The 15,735-nt window shown below is 63.1% G+C and carries 13 protein-coding genes; 3 read left to right on the top strand and 10 right to left on the bottom strand.

What is annotated here, in order from left to right:
* Nucleotides 1-7 precede the first annotated feature (7 nt).
* Nucleotides 8-391 carry a RidA family protein gene (locus tag JCM7686_RS20985; protein WP_020953022.1) on the bottom strand — a complete coding sequence of 128 codons (384 nt, stop codon included), beginning with the start codon at nt 389-391 and terminating at the stop codon, nt 8-10.
* Between the two features lie 243 nt (nt 392-634).
* Nucleotides 635-1,201: an FMN-dependent NADH-azoreductase gene (locus tag JCM7686_RS20980; RefSeq protein ID WP_020953021.1), complete on the bottom strand. Its 567-nt coding sequence runs from the start codon at nt 1,199-1,201 to the stop codon at nt 635-637.
* 91 nt (nt 1,202-1,292) lie between these two features.
* On the opposite strand from JCM7686_RS20980, the gene JCM7686_RS20975 reads away from it, so the two are divergent.
* On the top strand, nt 1,293-2,198 hold the full coding sequence (locus JCM7686_RS20975) for a LysR family transcriptional regulator (RefSeq protein ID WP_020953020.1): 906 nt from the start codon (nt 1,293-1,295) through the stop codon (nt 2,196-2,198).
* Between the two features lie 9 nt (nt 2,199-2,207).
* On the opposite strand, the gene JCM7686_RS20970 is transcribed toward JCM7686_RS20975, so the two are convergent.
* Genes JCM7686_RS20970 through JCM7686_RS20950 form a run of 5 tightly spaced genes read right to left on the bottom strand, consistent with a single transcriptional unit; the run spans nt 2,208 to nt 6,012 of the window.
* Nucleotides 2,208-3,410 (bottom strand): MFS transporter, encoded by a 1,203-nt coding sequence (locus JCM7686_RS20970; RefSeq protein WP_020953019.1) that lies wholly within the window; start codon nt 3,408-3,410, stop codon nt 2,208-2,210.
* Nucleotides 3,410-4,123, bottom strand: a complete 714-nt coding sequence (gene arsH / locus JCM7686_RS20965; protein WP_020953018.1) for an arsenical resistance protein ArsH — start codon at nt 4,121-4,123, stop codon at nt 3,410-3,412. The genes JCM7686_RS20970 and arsH overlap by 1 nt, the downstream gene beginning before the upstream one ends.
* Nucleotides 4,120-5,196: an ACR3 family arsenite efflux transporter gene (arsB, locus tag JCM7686_RS20960; RefSeq protein ID WP_041528296.1), complete on the bottom strand. Its 1,077-nt coding sequence runs from the start codon at nt 5,194-5,196 to the stop codon at nt 4,120-4,122. The genes arsH and arsB overlap by 4 nt, the downstream gene beginning before the upstream one ends.
* Nucleotides 5,197-5,212: 16 nt before the next feature.
* Complete coding sequence (gene arsC, locus JCM7686_RS20955) at nt 5,213-5,650, bottom strand: arsenate reductase (glutaredoxin) (RefSeq protein ID WP_020953016.1); 438 nt, start codon at nt 5,648-5,650, stop codon at nt 5,213-5,215.
* 2 nt (nt 5,651-5,652) lie between these two features.
* Nucleotides 5,653-6,012, bottom strand: coding sequence for an ArsR/SmtB family transcription factor (locus tag JCM7686_RS20950; protein ID WP_020953015.1), 360 nt, complete (start codon nt 6,010-6,012; stop codon nt 5,653-5,655).
* 751 nt (nt 6,013-6,763) lie between these two features.
* Here JCM7686_RS20950 and JCM7686_RS20945 point away from each other — a divergent pair.
* Nucleotides 6,764-8,233 (top strand): sulfotransferase family protein, encoded by a 1,470-nt coding sequence (locus JCM7686_RS20945; protein ID WP_158442391.1) that lies wholly within the window; start codon nt 6,764-6,766, stop codon nt 8,231-8,233.
* A 62-nt stretch (nt 8,234-8,295) separates the two neighbouring features.
* On the opposite strand, the gene JCM7686_RS20940 is transcribed toward JCM7686_RS20945, so the two are convergent.
* The 3 genes from JCM7686_RS20940 to JCM7686_RS20930 form a co-directional block, all read right to left on the bottom strand.
* Complete coding sequence (locus JCM7686_RS20940; RefSeq protein ID WP_020953013.1) at nt 8,296-12,003, bottom strand: glycosyltransferase family protein; 3,708 nt, start codon at nt 12,001-12,003, stop codon at nt 8,296-8,298.
* A 213-nt stretch (nt 12,004-12,216) separates the two neighbouring features.
* Nucleotides 12,217-13,611, bottom strand: a complete 1,395-nt coding sequence (locus tag JCM7686_RS20935) for a DHA2 family efflux MFS transporter permease subunit (RefSeq protein ID WP_020953012.1) — start codon at nt 13,609-13,611, stop codon at nt 12,217-12,219.
* Between the two features lie 114 nt (nt 13,612-13,725).
* The gene (locus JCM7686_RS20930) at nt 13,726-14,511 is read right to left on the bottom strand and encodes a hypothetical protein (RefSeq protein ID WP_020953011.1); all 786 of its coding nucleotides are present in this window, start codon (nt 14,509-14,511) and stop codon (nt 13,726-13,728) included.
* Nucleotides 14,512-14,692: 181 nt separating this feature from the next.
* Between JCM7686_RS20930 and JCM7686_RS20925 the strand changes: the two genes are divergently transcribed.
* Complete coding sequence (locus tag JCM7686_RS20925) at nt 14,693-15,724, top strand: Ldh family oxidoreductase (RefSeq protein WP_020953010.1); 1,032 nt, start codon at nt 14,693-14,695, stop codon at nt 15,722-15,724.
* Nucleotides 15,725-15,735: the final 11 nt, after the last annotated feature.

Genomic DNA, 15,735 nt, shown 5'->3' with positions numbered 1-15,735 from the left:
TTGGACCTCAGGCCTCGGGCAGCGCGATCACGGCCTCGATCTCGATCTGGGCGCCTTTGGGCAGGGCCGAGACTTCGAAGGTCGCGCGGGCTGGGAAGGGCGCTGCGAAGAATTCGGCGTAAGCGGCGTTGATCTCGGCAAAGCGGCCGAGGTCACGCACGAGGACGGTGGTCTTGACGGTGCGCGACAGATCGGTGCCTGCGGCCTCGGCAATGGCTGCGATGTTTTTCAGGCACTGACGGCACTGCTCGACCGCATCATCCGAGTTGAACTCGCCGGTTGCCGGATCGACCGGGATCTGGCCCGAGACGAACAGCAGCCCGTTCACGACCATGGCTTGCGAATAGGGACCGATGGCGGCGGGAGCGTTGGGGGTGGTGATGGGGGTCATGACGTCGTCCTTCCTTCAGGCACAGGGCAAGCGGCCCTGCGCAGTCACTTGCCTGCCCGAACAACGCCAGCCAGAGCCGAAGGTCAAGAGCCCGCCGCATCGCGCAGGGCCTCAGAGAGGCGCTTTTCGCGCCGGATCGCCCCGGCGCGGCGCACAATCATGGCACCGTTCAAGCCGCAGGGGGCGAACCGGGCCGCTCTCTCGCCGGGCCATCGCTGACCCGGCTCGAGCGGTGCGCTTTCTTCAGGCGGCAAGCTGCGCGATCGTCTCGCGGGCGCTGCTGATGGCGTTCGCCTTGGTGTCCTCGCCAAGCGCGATCCCTTCGGCGCGGACGATGATCACATCATTGATGCCGATGAAGCTGAAAATGGCGCGCAGATAGGTTTCCTGATGGTCAAGCGCGGCGCCAGCAGCTCCGGCACTGTAAAGTCCGCCACGGGTCGAGGCGATGATGACCTTCTTGCCAGTCGCCAGGCCCTCGGGTCCGGTCTCGGTATAGCGGAAGGTTTTGCCAGCCACCGCGATGCGGTCGATCCAGGCTTTGAGCTGGCTCGGGATGGTGAAGTTATACATCGGCGCGCCGATCACGACGATATCGGCGGCAAGGAATTCCTCGAGGACGGTCTCACCCAGATCGGGCTGCCCGCCGGTGTCGGTGCCGAGATGGCTGATCGGCAAGGCGGCGAGGTCGCGCAGAACCACGGTCGCGCCGGGGTTTTGCTGGCGTTCGGTCTCGACGATCTCGGCGGTGAGCAGGCGGCTGATCGAGGCCGGGCCGGTGATGCTGGTATCAATGTGCAGGATATTCATTTCGGGTCTCTCCAATTTGCCAGCTGGACATAGGCCCAGATCACTGGCTAAAAAACCCATATAGTTATGGGATGAGCTATCAGGATTTCTCATGGAGTTGGGGATTAGCCTCGATCAGCTGCGGATTTTGGCGATCGTCGTCGAGGAAGGCAGCTTCTCGGCCGCGGCGCGGCGGATGAACCGTTCGCAATCGGCGATCACCTATGCCGTCCAGAAGATGGAGGCGGCGGTGGGCGTGCCGCTGTTTGACCGCACCGGCTATCGCCCCGAACTGACCGAGGCGGGCAGTGCACTTCTGCCCCGGGCGCGGCGCGTGGTCGAGGCCAGCGCGGTCTTTGACCGGCAGGCTTTGGCCCTGCGCGACGGGATCGAGCCCGAGCTGGTTTTGGTCGTCGATGCGATGTTTCCGATGACCGCGCTTTTTGCCGTGCTCTCCGAATTCGACCGCCGCTTTCCGACCGTCCAGACCCGGCTTTATGTCGAAAGTCTGGGCGCGACGGTCAGGACCTTGCTCGACGGTCAGGCCGATCTCGGCATCATTCTGGAAATGGCGAATGTGAGCGACGGGCTCTCAGCCTGTGCGCTCGAGGCAATCGAGCTTGTGCCGGTCGCTTCGCCCGACCATCCGCTCGGGCGCGTCAAGGCGCCACTGGGCGATGACGATCTGCGCGATCATCTGCAACTCGTGCTGACGGATCGCTCGGATCTGACCAAGGGGCATGACAATGGCGTCTTGTCGGTCAGGACATGGCGGCTGGCCGATCTGGGCGCCAAACATGCGATGCTGCTTGCGGCGATGGGCTGGGGGACGATGCCCTTTCACATGGTCGAGGGCGATCTGCAAAGCGGTAGGCTGGTCGAGCTGGAGCTTGAGCGCTGGCCCAAGCAGCTGCGCCGCCCGACCATTGCGACGGCGATCGCCCACCGCCTTGACCGCCCGCCGGGCCCGGCGGGTGCGTGGTTTTTCCGGCAGATGGCGGGGCTCGACCCGCGCTGATCTGTCAGGCTAGCCCGCCGCGACGCTCTCGGTGCGCCATGCTTTCAGCCACAGGGCGAAGGCAAAGCAGAGCACACCCAAAGCCGCGATGACGGCCCAGGTCGAGGCCGGGCCAAAACGGCTGATGAGCGCGCCTCCCAGAACCGGGGCCGCTGCCTGAGCCAGAAGCGCGGGTCGCGCCAATCGGCCCATCAGCGCGGGATAGCGCGCGGGTCCGAACATCGCTAAGGGCAGCGCGCCCCGCGCGATTGAAAAGACCCCATTGCCCGCGCCATAAAGGATCATGGCCAAAGCGGGCATCGGCAGGTTCATCGCCAGCAAAACAAGGCCCAAGGCCACGGCACCGCAGGAGAAAAGCAGCGACCAGATCGGGTGATGGCGCCCGCGCCCGGCCATATCGACCAGCCGCCCCGCGACCTGCGCCGGACCGATCATGGCGCCAAGCGCGACGGCTTCAGCGAAGGACAGCCCTTGCGATTGCAGGAGGCTTAGCAGGTGGACCGAGATCATGGTCACGGCAAGGCCCATGCTCACCAAAATGGCCGCCATCAGGCAAAAGGCGCGCCGCTCGGGCGCGGTCAGGGGCAGGTTGTCCGCGCTTTGCGTGGGTCCGCGCGGGCTTTGTGGCTCTTTCGGAACCGCAAAGAGGGTCAGCGGCAGGCTGAGCAACAGATGCAATCCGGCATAGGCCAGCGCCGTGCCGCGCCAGCCCAGTCCGTCAAGCAGCGCGGTCGAGAGCGGCCAGCAGACCGTGCTGGCAAAGCCACCCCAGAGCGTCAGCGTCGTGATCGCCCGGCGGGCATCCGCGCGGTAAAGTCGACCGAGCGTCGCGAAAACCGGGTCGTAAAGTCCCGCGCCCATGCCAAGGCCGATGATGGCCCAGCCCAGATAGAATGCCCAAAGCGTGGAGGCCATGGCCGAAACCGCAAGGCCCGCCGCCAGCAGGACGCTGGCCGCCGCCAGAACCGGCCGCCCGCCGTGGCGCGCAATCAGGCGACCTGTCAGCGGCGAGACCAGAGCGGCAGCGACCAATGCCACCGAGAGCGCGCCGACGACGACAGGCAGAGGCCAGCCGGTTTCGGCGATGATCGGCTGGGCCAGAACCGCCATCAGATAATAGCTGCTGCCCCAATTCAGGATCTGGACCAGCCCGAGCGCCGATATGACGCGCCCTTGATGTCCGGCCTGCGCCGCCTGTCCCTCTGCCCCCATCAGACGGCCGCGGACAGGCTCACGCGCGCTTCGAGCTTTTCCGCGCTCTCCTTGCGCTCGCTATAGCGGTCGGTCAGTACGCCCGAGAGATCGCGCGTCAGCAGCGTGAACTTCACCAGCTCTTCCATGACATCGACGATGCGGTCGTAATAGGGCGAGGCGCGCATACGGCCGGTTTCGTCGAATTCTTGCCAGGCCTTGGCGACCGAGGATTGGTTCGGGATCGTCAGCATCCGCATCCAGCGGCCCAGCACGCGCATCTGGTTCACGGCATTGAAGCTTTGCGACCCGCCCGAGACCTGCATGACGGCGAGCGTGCGTCCCTGCGTCGGACGGATGGCGCCAAGCGCCAGTGGGATCCAGTCGATCTGGGATTTCATCACGCCGGTCATCGCGCCATGCCGCTCGGGGCTGGTCCAGACCTGACCCTCGGACCAGAGGCAGAGCTCGCGCAATTCCTGCACCTTCGGATGCGAGGCCTCGGCATCATCGGGCAAAGGCAGACCGTTGGCGTGGAAAATCCGGGTCTCGCAGCCGAAATGGCGCAGCAGACGTTCGGCCTCCAAAGTGACGAAGCGGCTGTAGGACTGGTCGCGGAGCGAGCCATAAAGCAGCAGGATGCGCGGCGGATGAGTGGCGCGGGACTGCTCGCGCGCGGCGAGATCGGGCAGGCGATCAGCCAGCGGCGAGAGGTTCGGAAGATCGGGGATCATGGGCGGGCCTCCTTCAAGGCGGCGTCTTCGGGAAACCAGCGGGTGCCCAGACGTAAGGCAAGCGTGACAAGCAGGATCAGCACCGGCACCTCGACCAGAGGGCCGATGACGGCGGCAAAGGCCACCGGCGAGGCGAGCCCAAAGGCCGCGATGGCGACGGCAATCGCCAGCTCGAAATTGTTGCCGGCGGCGGTGAAAGCAATGGCGGTGCTGCGCGGATAATCTTTGGCGACCAGCCGTCCGAGCGCGAAGCTCACGAGAAACTGGATCGCGAAGTAAAGCACCAAGGGCACCGCGATGCGGACCACATCGAAGGGCAGACGCAGGACCTCGCCGCCCTTGAGGCTGAACATCGCGACGATGGTAAAGAGCAGCGCGGCGAGCGTGATCGGGCTGATCTTGGGCAAAAACGCCTGCTGATACCAGAGCGCGCCCCGACGCCGGATCAGGATACGACGCGTCAGATAGCCCGCGAGGAACGGCAGCCCCAGATAGATGAGGACCGCCTGCGTCACCAGCCCGAAGCCGAGGTCGATGACGTGATCCTCAAGCCCGAACAGTGGCGGCAAGACGGTCAGAAAAAGCCAGACATAGGTCGAGAAGAACAGGATCTGGAAGATCGCATTGAAGGCGACCAGCCCCGCGACATATTGGTTGTCGCCGCGCGCTAGATCATTCCAGACCAGCACCATGGCGATGCAGCGCGCAAGGCCGATCAGGATCAGGCCGGTCATATATTCGGGCTGATCGCGCAGGAAAATCACCGCGAGGGCAAACATCAGCACCGGCCCGATCAGCCAGTTCTGGACCAGCGACAGCGCCAGAACCCGCTTGTCGGCAAAGACCCGGGGCAGCTCTTCATAGCGCACCTTCGCGAGCGGCGGATACATCATCAAGACGAGGCCAATCGCGATCGGAAGATTGGTCGAGCCGACGGAAAGGGCCTCGATCCGCGCGGGCAGGCTTGGGAAAAGCCCGCCGAGCAGCAGCCCAAGCGCCATTGCGGCGAAGATCCACAGCGTCAGATAGCGGTCGAGAAACGAAAGCGTGCGGGCAGGGCGTGTCACGGTCATTTTCCTTACGCCACGCTTAGGCCGAGGGGGCGGCTTGGGCGATGAATTGACCATGGGCATCCACGATCTGCGTACCGTCTTCCTTGCTGAAGGCAGCTTGCTGCGGCGGCAGCAGGTCCATAACCCGCTCGGACGGACGGCAAAGCCGCACGCCGCGCGCGCTGACCACGATCGGCCGGTTGATCAGGATCGGATGGGCCAGCATCGCCTCGATCAGCGCGGCGGGCGACAGCGACGGATCAGCGAGCCCAAGTTCGGCAAAGGGCGTGCCCTTTTCGCGCAGAAGATCGCGCGGTGTGATCTCCATCCGGGCAAGAAGTGCCTCTAGCATGGCGCGCGACGGCGGACATGTCCGGTAGTCGATCACATGCGGCTCGATGCCGGAATTCCGGATGAGCGCCAATGTGTTGCGCGAGGTTCCGCAATCGGGATTGTGGTAGATGACGACATCCATGCTCAGACCGTTTCCTTGGTTTCGGGGATGCAGCCGCAATCCATCGCCGCCACGGCGGGGGCGCAGATCTCGGGGTGGCCCTGACAGCAATCCTTCATCAAAAAGCCGATCAGCCCGGCCAAGGCGGGATAGACCGCGCTGTAGATGATGAAGCGGCCCTGACGGCGCGAGCGGACCAGCCCGGCATGTTCCAGATGGGACAGATGGAATGAGAGCCGCGAGGTCGCGGCGCCGTCAAGTGCGTCGCCAATCGCTCCGGCCGCCATGCCCTCGGGCCCGGCCTGCACCAGCAGGCGCACGATGCGCAGCCGGGTTTCCTGCGACATGGCGGTGAAAGCGGCAAGGGCCTGCGGCTCGTCCATCGAATCAACTCCTCAATTCATATTGAATAGTTGAGACATCGAGCCGATGAAATCAAGCCCCCCTTCAATTGGAGCGCCGCGCGGCTTGCTGAGGGCCGCTCAGATGGCCCGGGATGTGGAGAGGGCTTTTGCCAGAGATGCGCTCGGGACGGCGAGCCTCTTTGATGGACGGGGATTGAGCAAAGCGCTGATATTCATAAGTTAAATACGGGAAGGTTGCGGGGGTGTGGCTGCGAGACCGAGTGGACTACCCCAAGGGATGCTTTGGGCGAAATGCCGGCCACGGTCTCGGGCGCAGGCCCGCAGGATCGGAATGGCGCAAGAGCCGTCGAACAGGCAATCAGCCGGTCAAGCTTTGCGTCCAATTGCTGTGGATTTGGGCACCCCGGGCATAGCGCGCGCAATCACCATGCCGTTTTGGCGGGGGCGGGCCCGATCAGCCAAAGCGAACCTGTCCGTAGCGATGGCATCGACCAGAGCGATATGGCCACCCGTTGAAGGATCTCGAGGTCAGGGCGTTTGTCCCACGCGGCGCAGATACGGACGACCGGCGGCGCGATCTGGCCTTTGTCTCTGAGGCGGGGCTGCGTGATTGACGAAATGCACGTTATGGTTGTTGAAAATGCAAAGACCATTCTCCATAAGTGAATAACCCCTGACATGTTGTTTCGCGAAAGACCGGGAAGGATTATCGATGTTGCAGAACCTGTTGCAAGAAGTACCGAGACCTGAAGGCACGCAGGCGGAGATCTTGCAGTCAGATGAGACAGCACCCGGGGCGATCCCGGAACAAGCGCCGCGCGACTGCGTGCTGGTCTTGGGTATGCACCGCTCTGGCACCTCGGCGTTGAGCGGCTTGCTGCATCTCGCGGGTTGCGCACAGCCGGCCAATGTGATGCCGCCTTTGGTCGAGAATCCCAAAGGTTTTTTCGAAAGCACCCGGATCCGCGCCTGCAATGACGATATCCTGCAATCGGCAGGCTCGGCTTGGCATGACTGGACCGCATTCGATCCGGACTGGACCGACGGGCCAGAGCAGGCCGATTTCCATGACCGCGCGCTTGAGACCCTGACCGAAGAATTTGGCGCCGCGCCGCTCTTCGTCTTCAAGGACCCGCGCATCTGTCGGCTCGTGCCCTTCTGGCTGGGCGTGCTCAAATCTGCGAAATGTCAGGCGCATATCGTCCATATCCACCGCAACCCGCTGGAGGTCGCCGCGTCGTTGCAGCGGCGCAATGGTATGAGCGCCGATTATGGGCTGCTGCTGTGGCTGCGCCATGTTCTGGAGGCCGAAGCGAGCACGCGCGGGCAGTCGCGCCATTTCGTCAGCTACAACGATATCTTGAACGACCCGGTGCAGGTCATCGACGCGACGCAAGACGCTCTTGGCGTGACCGGGCTCCGGGGCTCTGCCCAAGGGGTCGAGGTGTTTGGCGATTTCATCGCCGCCGAGCTTCGCCATTTCTCTGAGCCGGTCGGGGAGGTCACGACCAATCCCGAGGTTTCAATCTGGGTGCGCCGCAGTTTCGAGATTCTGGAGAGCTGGGCCGCAAGTGGTGAGATCGCGGCGGACCATGCCGAGCTTGACCGCATTCGCGCGGAATTTAACCAAACTGGTCCGATGTTTGCGGGTCTCGTGCAAGAGGGGCGCGAACTTGGCGCGGCGAACAAGAAGCTCGCCAGTGAGATAGAGCAGGCTCAGGCGGCGGCTTTGACGCAGCAAAGCAAGATCGCCCAGCAGCTCGAGGCGATCCGCGCGCTTGAAACTGCCGCGGCCACCGATCAGGCCGAGCTTGCGACCACCCGCGCCGCTGTCATCCAAGGCCAGCATGATCTGACCGCAGCGCAGGGCACAATTGCCGCGCGGGAGGGCGAGCTGGCGCTGGCTCAGGATGATCTCAGCAAGGTCCGGGCTGATGTCGCTCAGGCAAAGGCGGCGCTTGAGGATGCGCAGCGCGAGATCAGCCAGCAACGCAGCCGGCTTGATGGGCAAGGCATCGCTTTGGCCGAACGGTTTGAAGAGATCTCTCGGCTGACCTTGCTTTTGGTGAAGAGCGAACGGCAGCGCGAAGCTCTGACAAAACGGCTGGCCGCCTCTGATCTGCACGCCGCCGATGTTGAGGCGCATCGCAATGCGCTTTTGTTGTCAACAAGCTGGCGCGTCACCGCTCCGTTGCGCCGCGTCGTCACGGCTTTGCGCGGTCTACGTCGCCGGGGATAAGCACGCGTTGCCCCAAGACTGGGGCAACGACTTTCGTTCCGGGCGCGACCTTGATGGCGCGTTCAGCCAGCGAGCTGACGCGCCCCTCCACACAAAGCCTCGCAGCAGGCAAAGAGCTTGCGCGCGCGCGCGTCGAACGAATGATGTTCCTTCACCCATTCCGCCAGTCGCGCGCGCTCGTCCACATCGACCTCGTCGGGGCGGTTGATGAGCGCGGCGAGCTCTTCGGCGTTGCGGAAGACATCATAGCCCGCCGGGACCAGATCGGCCATTCCGGCGACATCATCCACCACCAACCGGCCGCCAACAGCGAGCACGTCGAAGACCCGGTTCGAGACATAACCCTTGTCGCGCATATCCGCCCAATGGTCGCACAGCACGATCCGGCTTGAGGCATAAAGCTCGCCCAACACGCGGTTCGGCACGACATTGCCCTTGAGGCGGTCGTCGGTGATGAAGGGCTCCCAGCCGCCGCCATAGATGTCGATATCGAGCCCATGTTCGACCGACCAGCGGATCGATTCCCGGAAATGCCCGCGCGAGTTTCCGACGAAGAGGACCCGTTCGGGGCGCTGGTTGACGAGCTCTTCGTCGAAGCGGAAGCGCTCGGTGTCGGTGCATTGCGGCAGAAAGTCGATCGGCACCGCGCATTGCTCGGCCAAGGTTTGGGCATGGGGAGCCGATGCGACGAAAATCTGGTCGTATTGCTGCAATTCGGAAAGCGGCAGTTCATCGGGATGGCTGATCAGCCACATGATATTTTTCTGATGCGGCTGCAATTTATAGGCAAGCAAGCCGCGAAGCACGATCACGGCGTCATCCGTATCGGCAATCCCGCCATACCAGTTTTCCCGGCAATCGACGCGGACAATGGCCCCCGTGCGGCGCAACGCGGCAGCAAGGCTTTCGGCAAAGTGGAAATCGCCCCATTGGGCGTTCTGGCTGCGCGGCGCGGCGCATTTGATCGCGATCCGCATCGGCGCAGGCCGCGCGCGCAGCATCTGCGTCACCTGACGCGCCCGAGCGGCGTAGGAATGGTGGGCCGCAATCCGCTTTTGCAAGGTGGCAACGCGCGCCAGACGTTCGTCCTCATGCGCGAGCCAGTAATTCAGCGTCTGGGTCAGCGACTCGCGGTCGTGGAAGGTCGGGACGAGATCGCCGAAAAGCTCTTGCGCCCCAAGATCGCCATTGGTGATCAGCAGGCAACCTGCGGCCAGCGCATCGAACACCCGGCTGTTGCAGCTCCCCCAGGGCTTGGTCGCAATATTGGCGTCGTCGATCACGATTTTTGTCGAGGCATAGACGTCGGGCAGCTCGGAATAAGGCACCGGCCCGACACTGATCGGCTCGAACGGGGTGCCCTCCCAATTGTGGCCGAAGACGATCCCTTTGCCGTGGATCGCTGCGGGGTCGAGCTGGAACTGGATTTCACGGGCAAGGTTGAAATAGCTGCCGGTGAAGCACCAGTCGCTTTCATATTGCGCGCGCCGGGCGCCCGCTGAAAAGACCGCATAATTCGAGGCGATCGGGACCGTGTCGACATCTCGGCCAATCCGCTCGGCCAGATAATCAGCCGCGCGCTGCGAGGATGCCCAGACGTGATCATAGGCATGGATGCTGGGATCTTTCGCCCAACGGTCGAACCATTGCCGCGTCCAGTTGATCGTCAGCGCATAGGGGTTGATCGCCTTGACCTTGGTGATGTCAAACCGGGTCACCATGACGATCAGAATGTCGATGCCCGCAAGATCTTGCCATTCATTTTCAGAGAGATAGCGCAGATGAACCGGCTCGATCTCTTGCAAGGCGCGGCCCAGCTCGAGTGCGGTGTAATAATCGCCCGCCGTTTCCGTATCGGTCACCACAAAACCGACCACCGGGCGCGCGCCGGTCCAGAAGCCGGGCCGGGTCAGGACATCATTGCGGATGTTGCGTCGCAGCCAGCTTGCCCAGCTCTGGTTGAACAACGCATTGTTGCGCTGGCGCCGCGCCTCGGCACTGGTGTCCTTATTTCGGCTGAAACCGCGATGGTGGATGATCTCTAACCCATTGTCGCAAATGATCTTCTTGCCGAGCCTTTCCGTGACCTTGAAACAGAGATCCACATCCTCAAGGCCGTAGGAATAGCCCTCGTCGAAGCCGCCGACGGCCTCGAAATCGGCACGGCGCATCGCAAAGATCGCCCCGGTCACCGCCGGTTGCTCAATCAAGGCGCCCGGCACCAGAGGCATTTCCGGGGTCGCGCGCGATTCATAGGGCCGTAGCCAGCCATTCTCGATCGAGGGCTTCATGAAGACGCCGAGATGCTGGATCGGCAGGCGGTCCTGCCAAGCGGCCGCGTCGACGTGATCGAGCAGTTTTGCCCCGAGAAGACCGATCCGGTCATCCCGCATGGTCTCACGAATGCGTTCCGCCAAAGGCTCGCGGAAGATCAGATCATTATTGGCAAAGAGCAGGAGATCGCCCGTCGCCAGAGCCGCGCCGTAATTGTTGGATTCGCTGAAGCTGAAATTGCCCTTGCGATCGATGAAGCGCAGATCGCAACCGCGTTCGCGCGCCGCGTTGCAGACCGCCTCGGAATCGTCCGTCGATTGATGGTCGAGCACGATCCATTCATAGGCCGAAAGCTCGCCGACCCGCTCGGCCGAGTCCAGCATATCGCGCAAGATGCCAGCGCCGTTGCGGTTGAGAATGATCACCGAGATCTTCTCGGCGCGGGGCAGGTTTGCCTCGACCTCGATTTGGCGCAAGGGGGCCGCGTTGAGCGCAGGCAGATGCATGCCGGGAAGAGAGATGGTCTTGCCGCTTTGCCGAATGGCGGACTCGCCGCTCGCTGCTTCGACACCGACGGAAAGCGGGGCCGAGGTCAAAAGATTCGGCGCGATTTCAAACGCATAACCGACATAGCCGTCACCGCCATGCACTTTCTGGACATCGGGCCGCAGCTTGGTGCATCGGGTCTGGGAATAGACCTGCCCGTTCACCGTCAGGATAAGATCGGGCGCGTCAGGCTCGGACGGACCCGTGCAAAGCGCCCAGCCGGTGACGCTGCTGGGCGAAACCGTTTCGACATTGCCGATGACCTTGTCCTCTGCGGTGATGGCACGCTTCGTGACGATCGCTCCACTTGTATCGGCTGCCGGGTCGCGGGGCGCCGGCGCAATCGCGAGGGTCAGATGCGCGTCGGTACCCACGACCTGCAATATCACATCTGAGGCGGCGTCCTTCTCAAAAATTTCGAGGCCGAGCTCAAAAGACATCGCCCCCGCCGGGGTCGCATCCGAGACGTCTTGACTGGAAAGCTGCCGGGCAAGCAGCTCGACCGGGGGCTGGCTGCCGACCGTGCAATTCAGCCGCAGCGGCAGGCCGGGGCGGTCTTCGTCCAAAACCCAGCCGCGCAGGCGCAAGTGAAAATCGGCAAAATGCACCGTCGTCACCACCAGCGCGACGCGCCCCGCAGCGGCGCCCTTCGGGAGAAAGCGGCGCCCGGGTTCGTCGACATCGGATGATTGCCGCCCTTCGCGCAAATAATGCAGGAAGGGCGGAACGTCGGCATTCGCGCTTGTGGGATTTTGGAAAATATAGTCGCGCACGCTGAAGGTCGCGCCGGGATCGCGATTGAGCAACATGCCAAAGCGGACGAAATGCGTCAATGCGCTGAGGCCGGTCCGCGCCACATCAGGATATTGCTCCATATACCAACGGGCATCAAAGAGGCCGGATTCGATGATCTCTTTTTCCAGAGCGATGAAACGTTTTGGATTGGTCATTACGCGGGCCTGCCTCAAAAATCGTATCTCAATCAATCTCCTAAAGTGTAACTCCCTCAAAGGTTGAGTTAAAGCATCAAATACCCTCTTGGGGTGAGATGTTTGCGCGCAGCTTTGATCGCGACGAGATGGTTTTGGCACCGCACTTCGAAGCCTCGCTCTGCGGCGGCGGGCGGCGTAACAGCAGCGAAAGGTCCCGCCCGGTGTGGTCGCTTACCGGGCCTTGCTGCTTTCCTTGCCGCGTCCGGTGACTGCGCTCCCGGCATTCGCGGGCAGGCCGACGAAGAAGATCGCCGCCGAGGCCGAAATCGCGGCCACGACATAGAACGCCGTGTGGAAATCGGCGATGGTCAGGCCGCTGCCACGGATCTGGGTGCAGATCTCCAGCACGCCACCCGCGACCGCGACGCCAAGCGCGATGCTGATTTGCTGGAAAACAGCGGTGATCGGCGTTGCAGCGCTGGTGTCGGCGGCGGGCACATCGGCATAGGCCAAGGCATTGACGCCGGTGAAAAACATCGAGCGGATGACGCCACCGATGAAGAGAATGAGCAACATCACCGCGAAAGGTGTTGCCGGGGTCAGAAGGCCATAGACCGCAACCGTCGCCGCCGCGATCAGCGAGCCGAGCGTCAGCACGGTCTTGAACCCAGCCGTCTTAAAGATCCAATTGGTGATGAATTTCATCCCCATTGCCCCGAGCGCCGAAATCGCGGTGATCGAGCCCGACTGGAAGGGCGTCAGGCCAAAGCCGATTTGCAGCATCAGCGGCAACAGGAAGGGCACCGCGCCGATGCCAATGCGAAAGAGGCTGCCACCGAAGACAGCGGCGCGAAAGACGCGGTTTTCAAAGAGCGACAGGCGCAGGAGCGGATGGGCGGCGGTGCGGGCATGGCGCAGATAAAGCACGCCCGACACCAGCCCGATGATCATCGTAATCACGCCGACGCTGACTGGCACCGCTGGCAGGCTCGCGACCGAAAGGCCGAAAACCACACCCGAGGCGGCGATGCCGCTCAGGATGAAGCCCGGTCGGTCCAGCGGCGGGGTCTCGGTGGGGGGCGTCTCGGGCAGAAAGCGGGTGGCGAGCCAGATCCCGGCAATGCCGATCGGCACATTGATCAGAAAGATCCAGTGCCAGGTGAGATAGGTGGTGATGAAGCCGCCGACCGGCGGGCCGACCAGTGGGCCAACCAGCGCGGGCACCGTCAGCCAGGACATGGCCGAGACGAGATCGCTTTTCGGGGTCGAACGCACCAGCACCAGCCGCCCGACCGGCGTCATCATCGCGCCGCCCATGCCTTGCAGGAAACGCGCGATCACGAAAAAGCCAAGCGAATTCGCGCAGGCACAGAGGATCGAGCCCAGCATGAAGACCGCGATTGCGGCTCGGAAAATCCGTTTCGCGCCAAAGCGATCCGCCATCCAGCCGCTGATCGGAATGAAAATCGCCAGCGCGACCAGATAAGAAGTCAGCGCCAGCTTCAGCGCGATCGGCGTGGTGCCGATATCGGTGGCAATCGCGGGCAGCGAGGTCGCGATGATCGTCGAATCCATGTTTTCCATGAACAAGGCGACCGCAAGAATAAGAGGCGTGGTCCGGTTCACTCGGCGATCCGTGGTCAGCCGCCACCGGGACTGCGGTGGCGCGGGTCAGATACCGATAGCAATGGCGCGCATCTGGGCGGGCTTCAACCCCGAATGCAGCGCGCCACGCCGCGTTCAATCCCGCTTTTTGGCCGAGAGCAAGGATTTCGGCCGCCGCGCCTCGGCGCTTTTGAAGAGCGAGAAGGTCTGGTTCACCATCGAGACCACATCATGCAAGCCCTCCATATAGGTTTCGAGCTCGGGCGTGCGGTCGGCCTCGAAAAGATTGATCGGGCGGCTCGGATCATTCGCCTCAAACTGGACGTAGAACAATGGTTCGCCCCGGCGCAGGACGATATCCTTGCGCGGATCATGCCATTCGAAGGCCCACATCAGCGGGCGCGGCCAGACATTGATCGGGAAACGGCCGCCAAAGATCGTGCCGGGCAGGGGATCGGGGCGGTAATGCAGGAAGGGCGCGATCTGGCTGACATAGACGGTTTCGTCGGCAATGAAGCAATAGGGCAGCGTGACCTGGATCGTCGGTCGGTCGGGATAACGCCACTCTGCCTCATTCACCATGGTCAGGATCTGCGAAAGCTTGTTCGCGCGCACTGGCGAGGCCACGCCCTCTCGGTTCACAAGTGCGGCGCGGCCTTCGCTGTCGCGGGTGAAGCCGATATTGAGATCATAGGGGCAGCGCACCATGAAATAGCGGCTTTCCAGCTGGATCACCGCCGGGCAGCGCGAGGCCGATTTCGCATGTTTCTTGCTGGTGTCGCGGATGGCGACGCGCTCGGGCGGATCAAACAGCACTGCGCGCTTGTCGTTCATCAAAAACCAGCCGACATTGACCCGACCGCTGTCGGGCTCATCTTCGGGGCGGTCGAAATGAATGGCGAAATGGGTCGGCTCGGTCATGGCATGTTCTCGCAGATCTGCAGCGCCAGAATGGGCGGAAGCCGGGTAAAGTCAAGCGACTGACCAGCGCGCGGATCGGTGCGGACTACCGAAGGCCCGCGCGGAGTTGCTCATTTTGCATGCACGTTGTATACAAAGTAAAAGCCCGCAGGGGCGCGAACCGGCATGGGAGGGACAGAGCATGACTGACGCCACGGCGATTTCCATCAGCGATCTGACGGAGCTTGCAACCGAGATCCTGACCCGGGGGGGCTTCAGCCACCCGCAAGGTGCCGCGATTGCCCGCACCATCATTGCAGCCGAACGCGACAATTGCAAATCCCACGGCGTCTATCGCATCGAGGGCTGCCTGCGCACGCTGAAGCTTGGCAAGGTCGTGCCGGATGCCGAGCCGGTCTTGCTGCAAGATGACAGCGCCGTGGTGCGGGTCGATGCGAAAAGCGGTTTCGCCAATCTCGCCTTCGAGCTTGGCGCGCCGGTGCTGGCGGAAAAGACCCGCAAATTCGGCGTGGCGGCGCTGGTCATCAATGATTGCACCCATTTCGCCGCGCTCTGGCCCGAGGTCGAGGCTTTGGCCGATCAGGGTCTGGCCGCGATGGCGATGTGTCCGAGCTATGCGACGGTGGCGCCTTCCGGGGGCGATAAGCCACTTTTGGGCACCAACCCCTTTGCCTTCGGCTGGCCGCGTGCCGGCGACACGCCCTATGTCTTTGATTTCGCGACCTCCGTCGTCGCACGCGGCGAGGTCGAGCTTTATCGCCGCGCTGGGAAGCAGCTGCCCGAAGGTTGGGCCATTGACGCCGATGGCAATCCGACCACCGATCCCGAAGCGGCGCTTTCCGGGGCGATGTTGCCGTTTGGTGGCCATAAGGGCTCGGCGATCTCGACCATGATCGAGCTTCTGGCGGGCGCGATGATCGGCGATTTCACCAGCGACGAGGCGCTCGACTTTCTTGGCACCACCGCGATCGCGCCGCGCCACGGCGAACTGGTTCTGGCCTTCGATCCCGCGCGCATGTCGGGCGGGCGCGGCAATCCGATCGCCAAGGGCGAGGCGTTTCTTGATGCGATTGCCGGGCAGGGCGCGCGGTTGCCCTCGCAGCGCCGCTTTGCCGCGCGCAAGATCGCGATGGCCGAAGGGATCTCGCTGAGCGCCGCCGAGATGGCGCAGCTGCACGATCTTCACGCGCGCGGGCTTGCTGCGGTGGACTAAGCGGCCCTGCC

This window comes from Paracoccus aminophilus JCM 7686 (assembly GCF_000444995.1).
GTDB lineage: Bacteria > Pseudomonadota > Alphaproteobacteria > Rhodobacterales > Rhodobacteraceae > Paracoccus > Paracoccus aminophilus.
Note: the sequence above shows the minus strand (reverse complement) of the source record. Positions and strands in the feature narration are given on the sequence as shown.

Bases quoted from the DNA above. Each gene is read 5' to 3' on its own strand.
- JCM7686_RS20940 (WP_020953013.1), bottom strand. From the start codon at position 12,003: ATGACCAATCCAAAACGTTTCATCGCTCTGGAAAAAGAGATCATCGAA.
- JCM7686_RS20980 (WP_020953021.1), bottom strand. From the start codon at position 1,201: ATGAATATCCTGCACATTGATACCAGCATCACCGGCCCGGCCTCGATC.
- JCM7686_RS20985 (WP_020953022.1), bottom strand. From the start codon at position 391: ATGACCCCCATCACCACCCCCAACGCTCCCGCCGCCATCGGTCCCTAT.
- arsC (WP_020953016.1), bottom strand. From the start codon at position 5,650: ATGGATGTCGTCATCTACCACAATCCCGATTGCGGAACCTCGCGCAAC.
- JCM7686_RS20930 (WP_020953011.1), bottom strand. From the start codon at position 14,511: ATGACCGAGCCGACCCATTTCGCCATTCATTTCGACCGCCCCGAAGAT.
- JCM7686_RS20950 (WP_020953015.1), bottom strand. From the start codon at position 6,012: ATGGACGAGCCGCAGGCCCTTGCCGCTTTCACCGCCATGTCGCAGGAA.
- arsH (WP_020953018.1), bottom strand. From the start codon at position 4,123: ATGATCCCCGATCTTCCGAACCTCTCGCCGCTGGCTGATCGCCTGCCC.
- JCM7686_RS20975 (WP_020953020.1), top strand. From the start codon at position 1,293: ATGGAGTTGGGGATTAGCCTCGATCAGCTGCGGATTTTGGCGATCGTC.
- JCM7686_RS20925 (WP_020953010.1), top strand. From the start codon at position 14,693: ATGACTGACGCCACGGCGATTTCCATCAGCGATCTGACGGAGCTTGCA.
- arsB (WP_041528296.1), bottom strand. From the start codon at position 5,196: ATGACCGTGACACGCCCTGCCCGCACGCTTTCGTTTCTCGACCGCTAT.
- JCM7686_RS20970 (WP_020953019.1), bottom strand. From the start codon at position 3,410: ATGGGGGCAGAGGGACAGGCGGCGCAGGCCGGACATCAAGGGCGCGTC.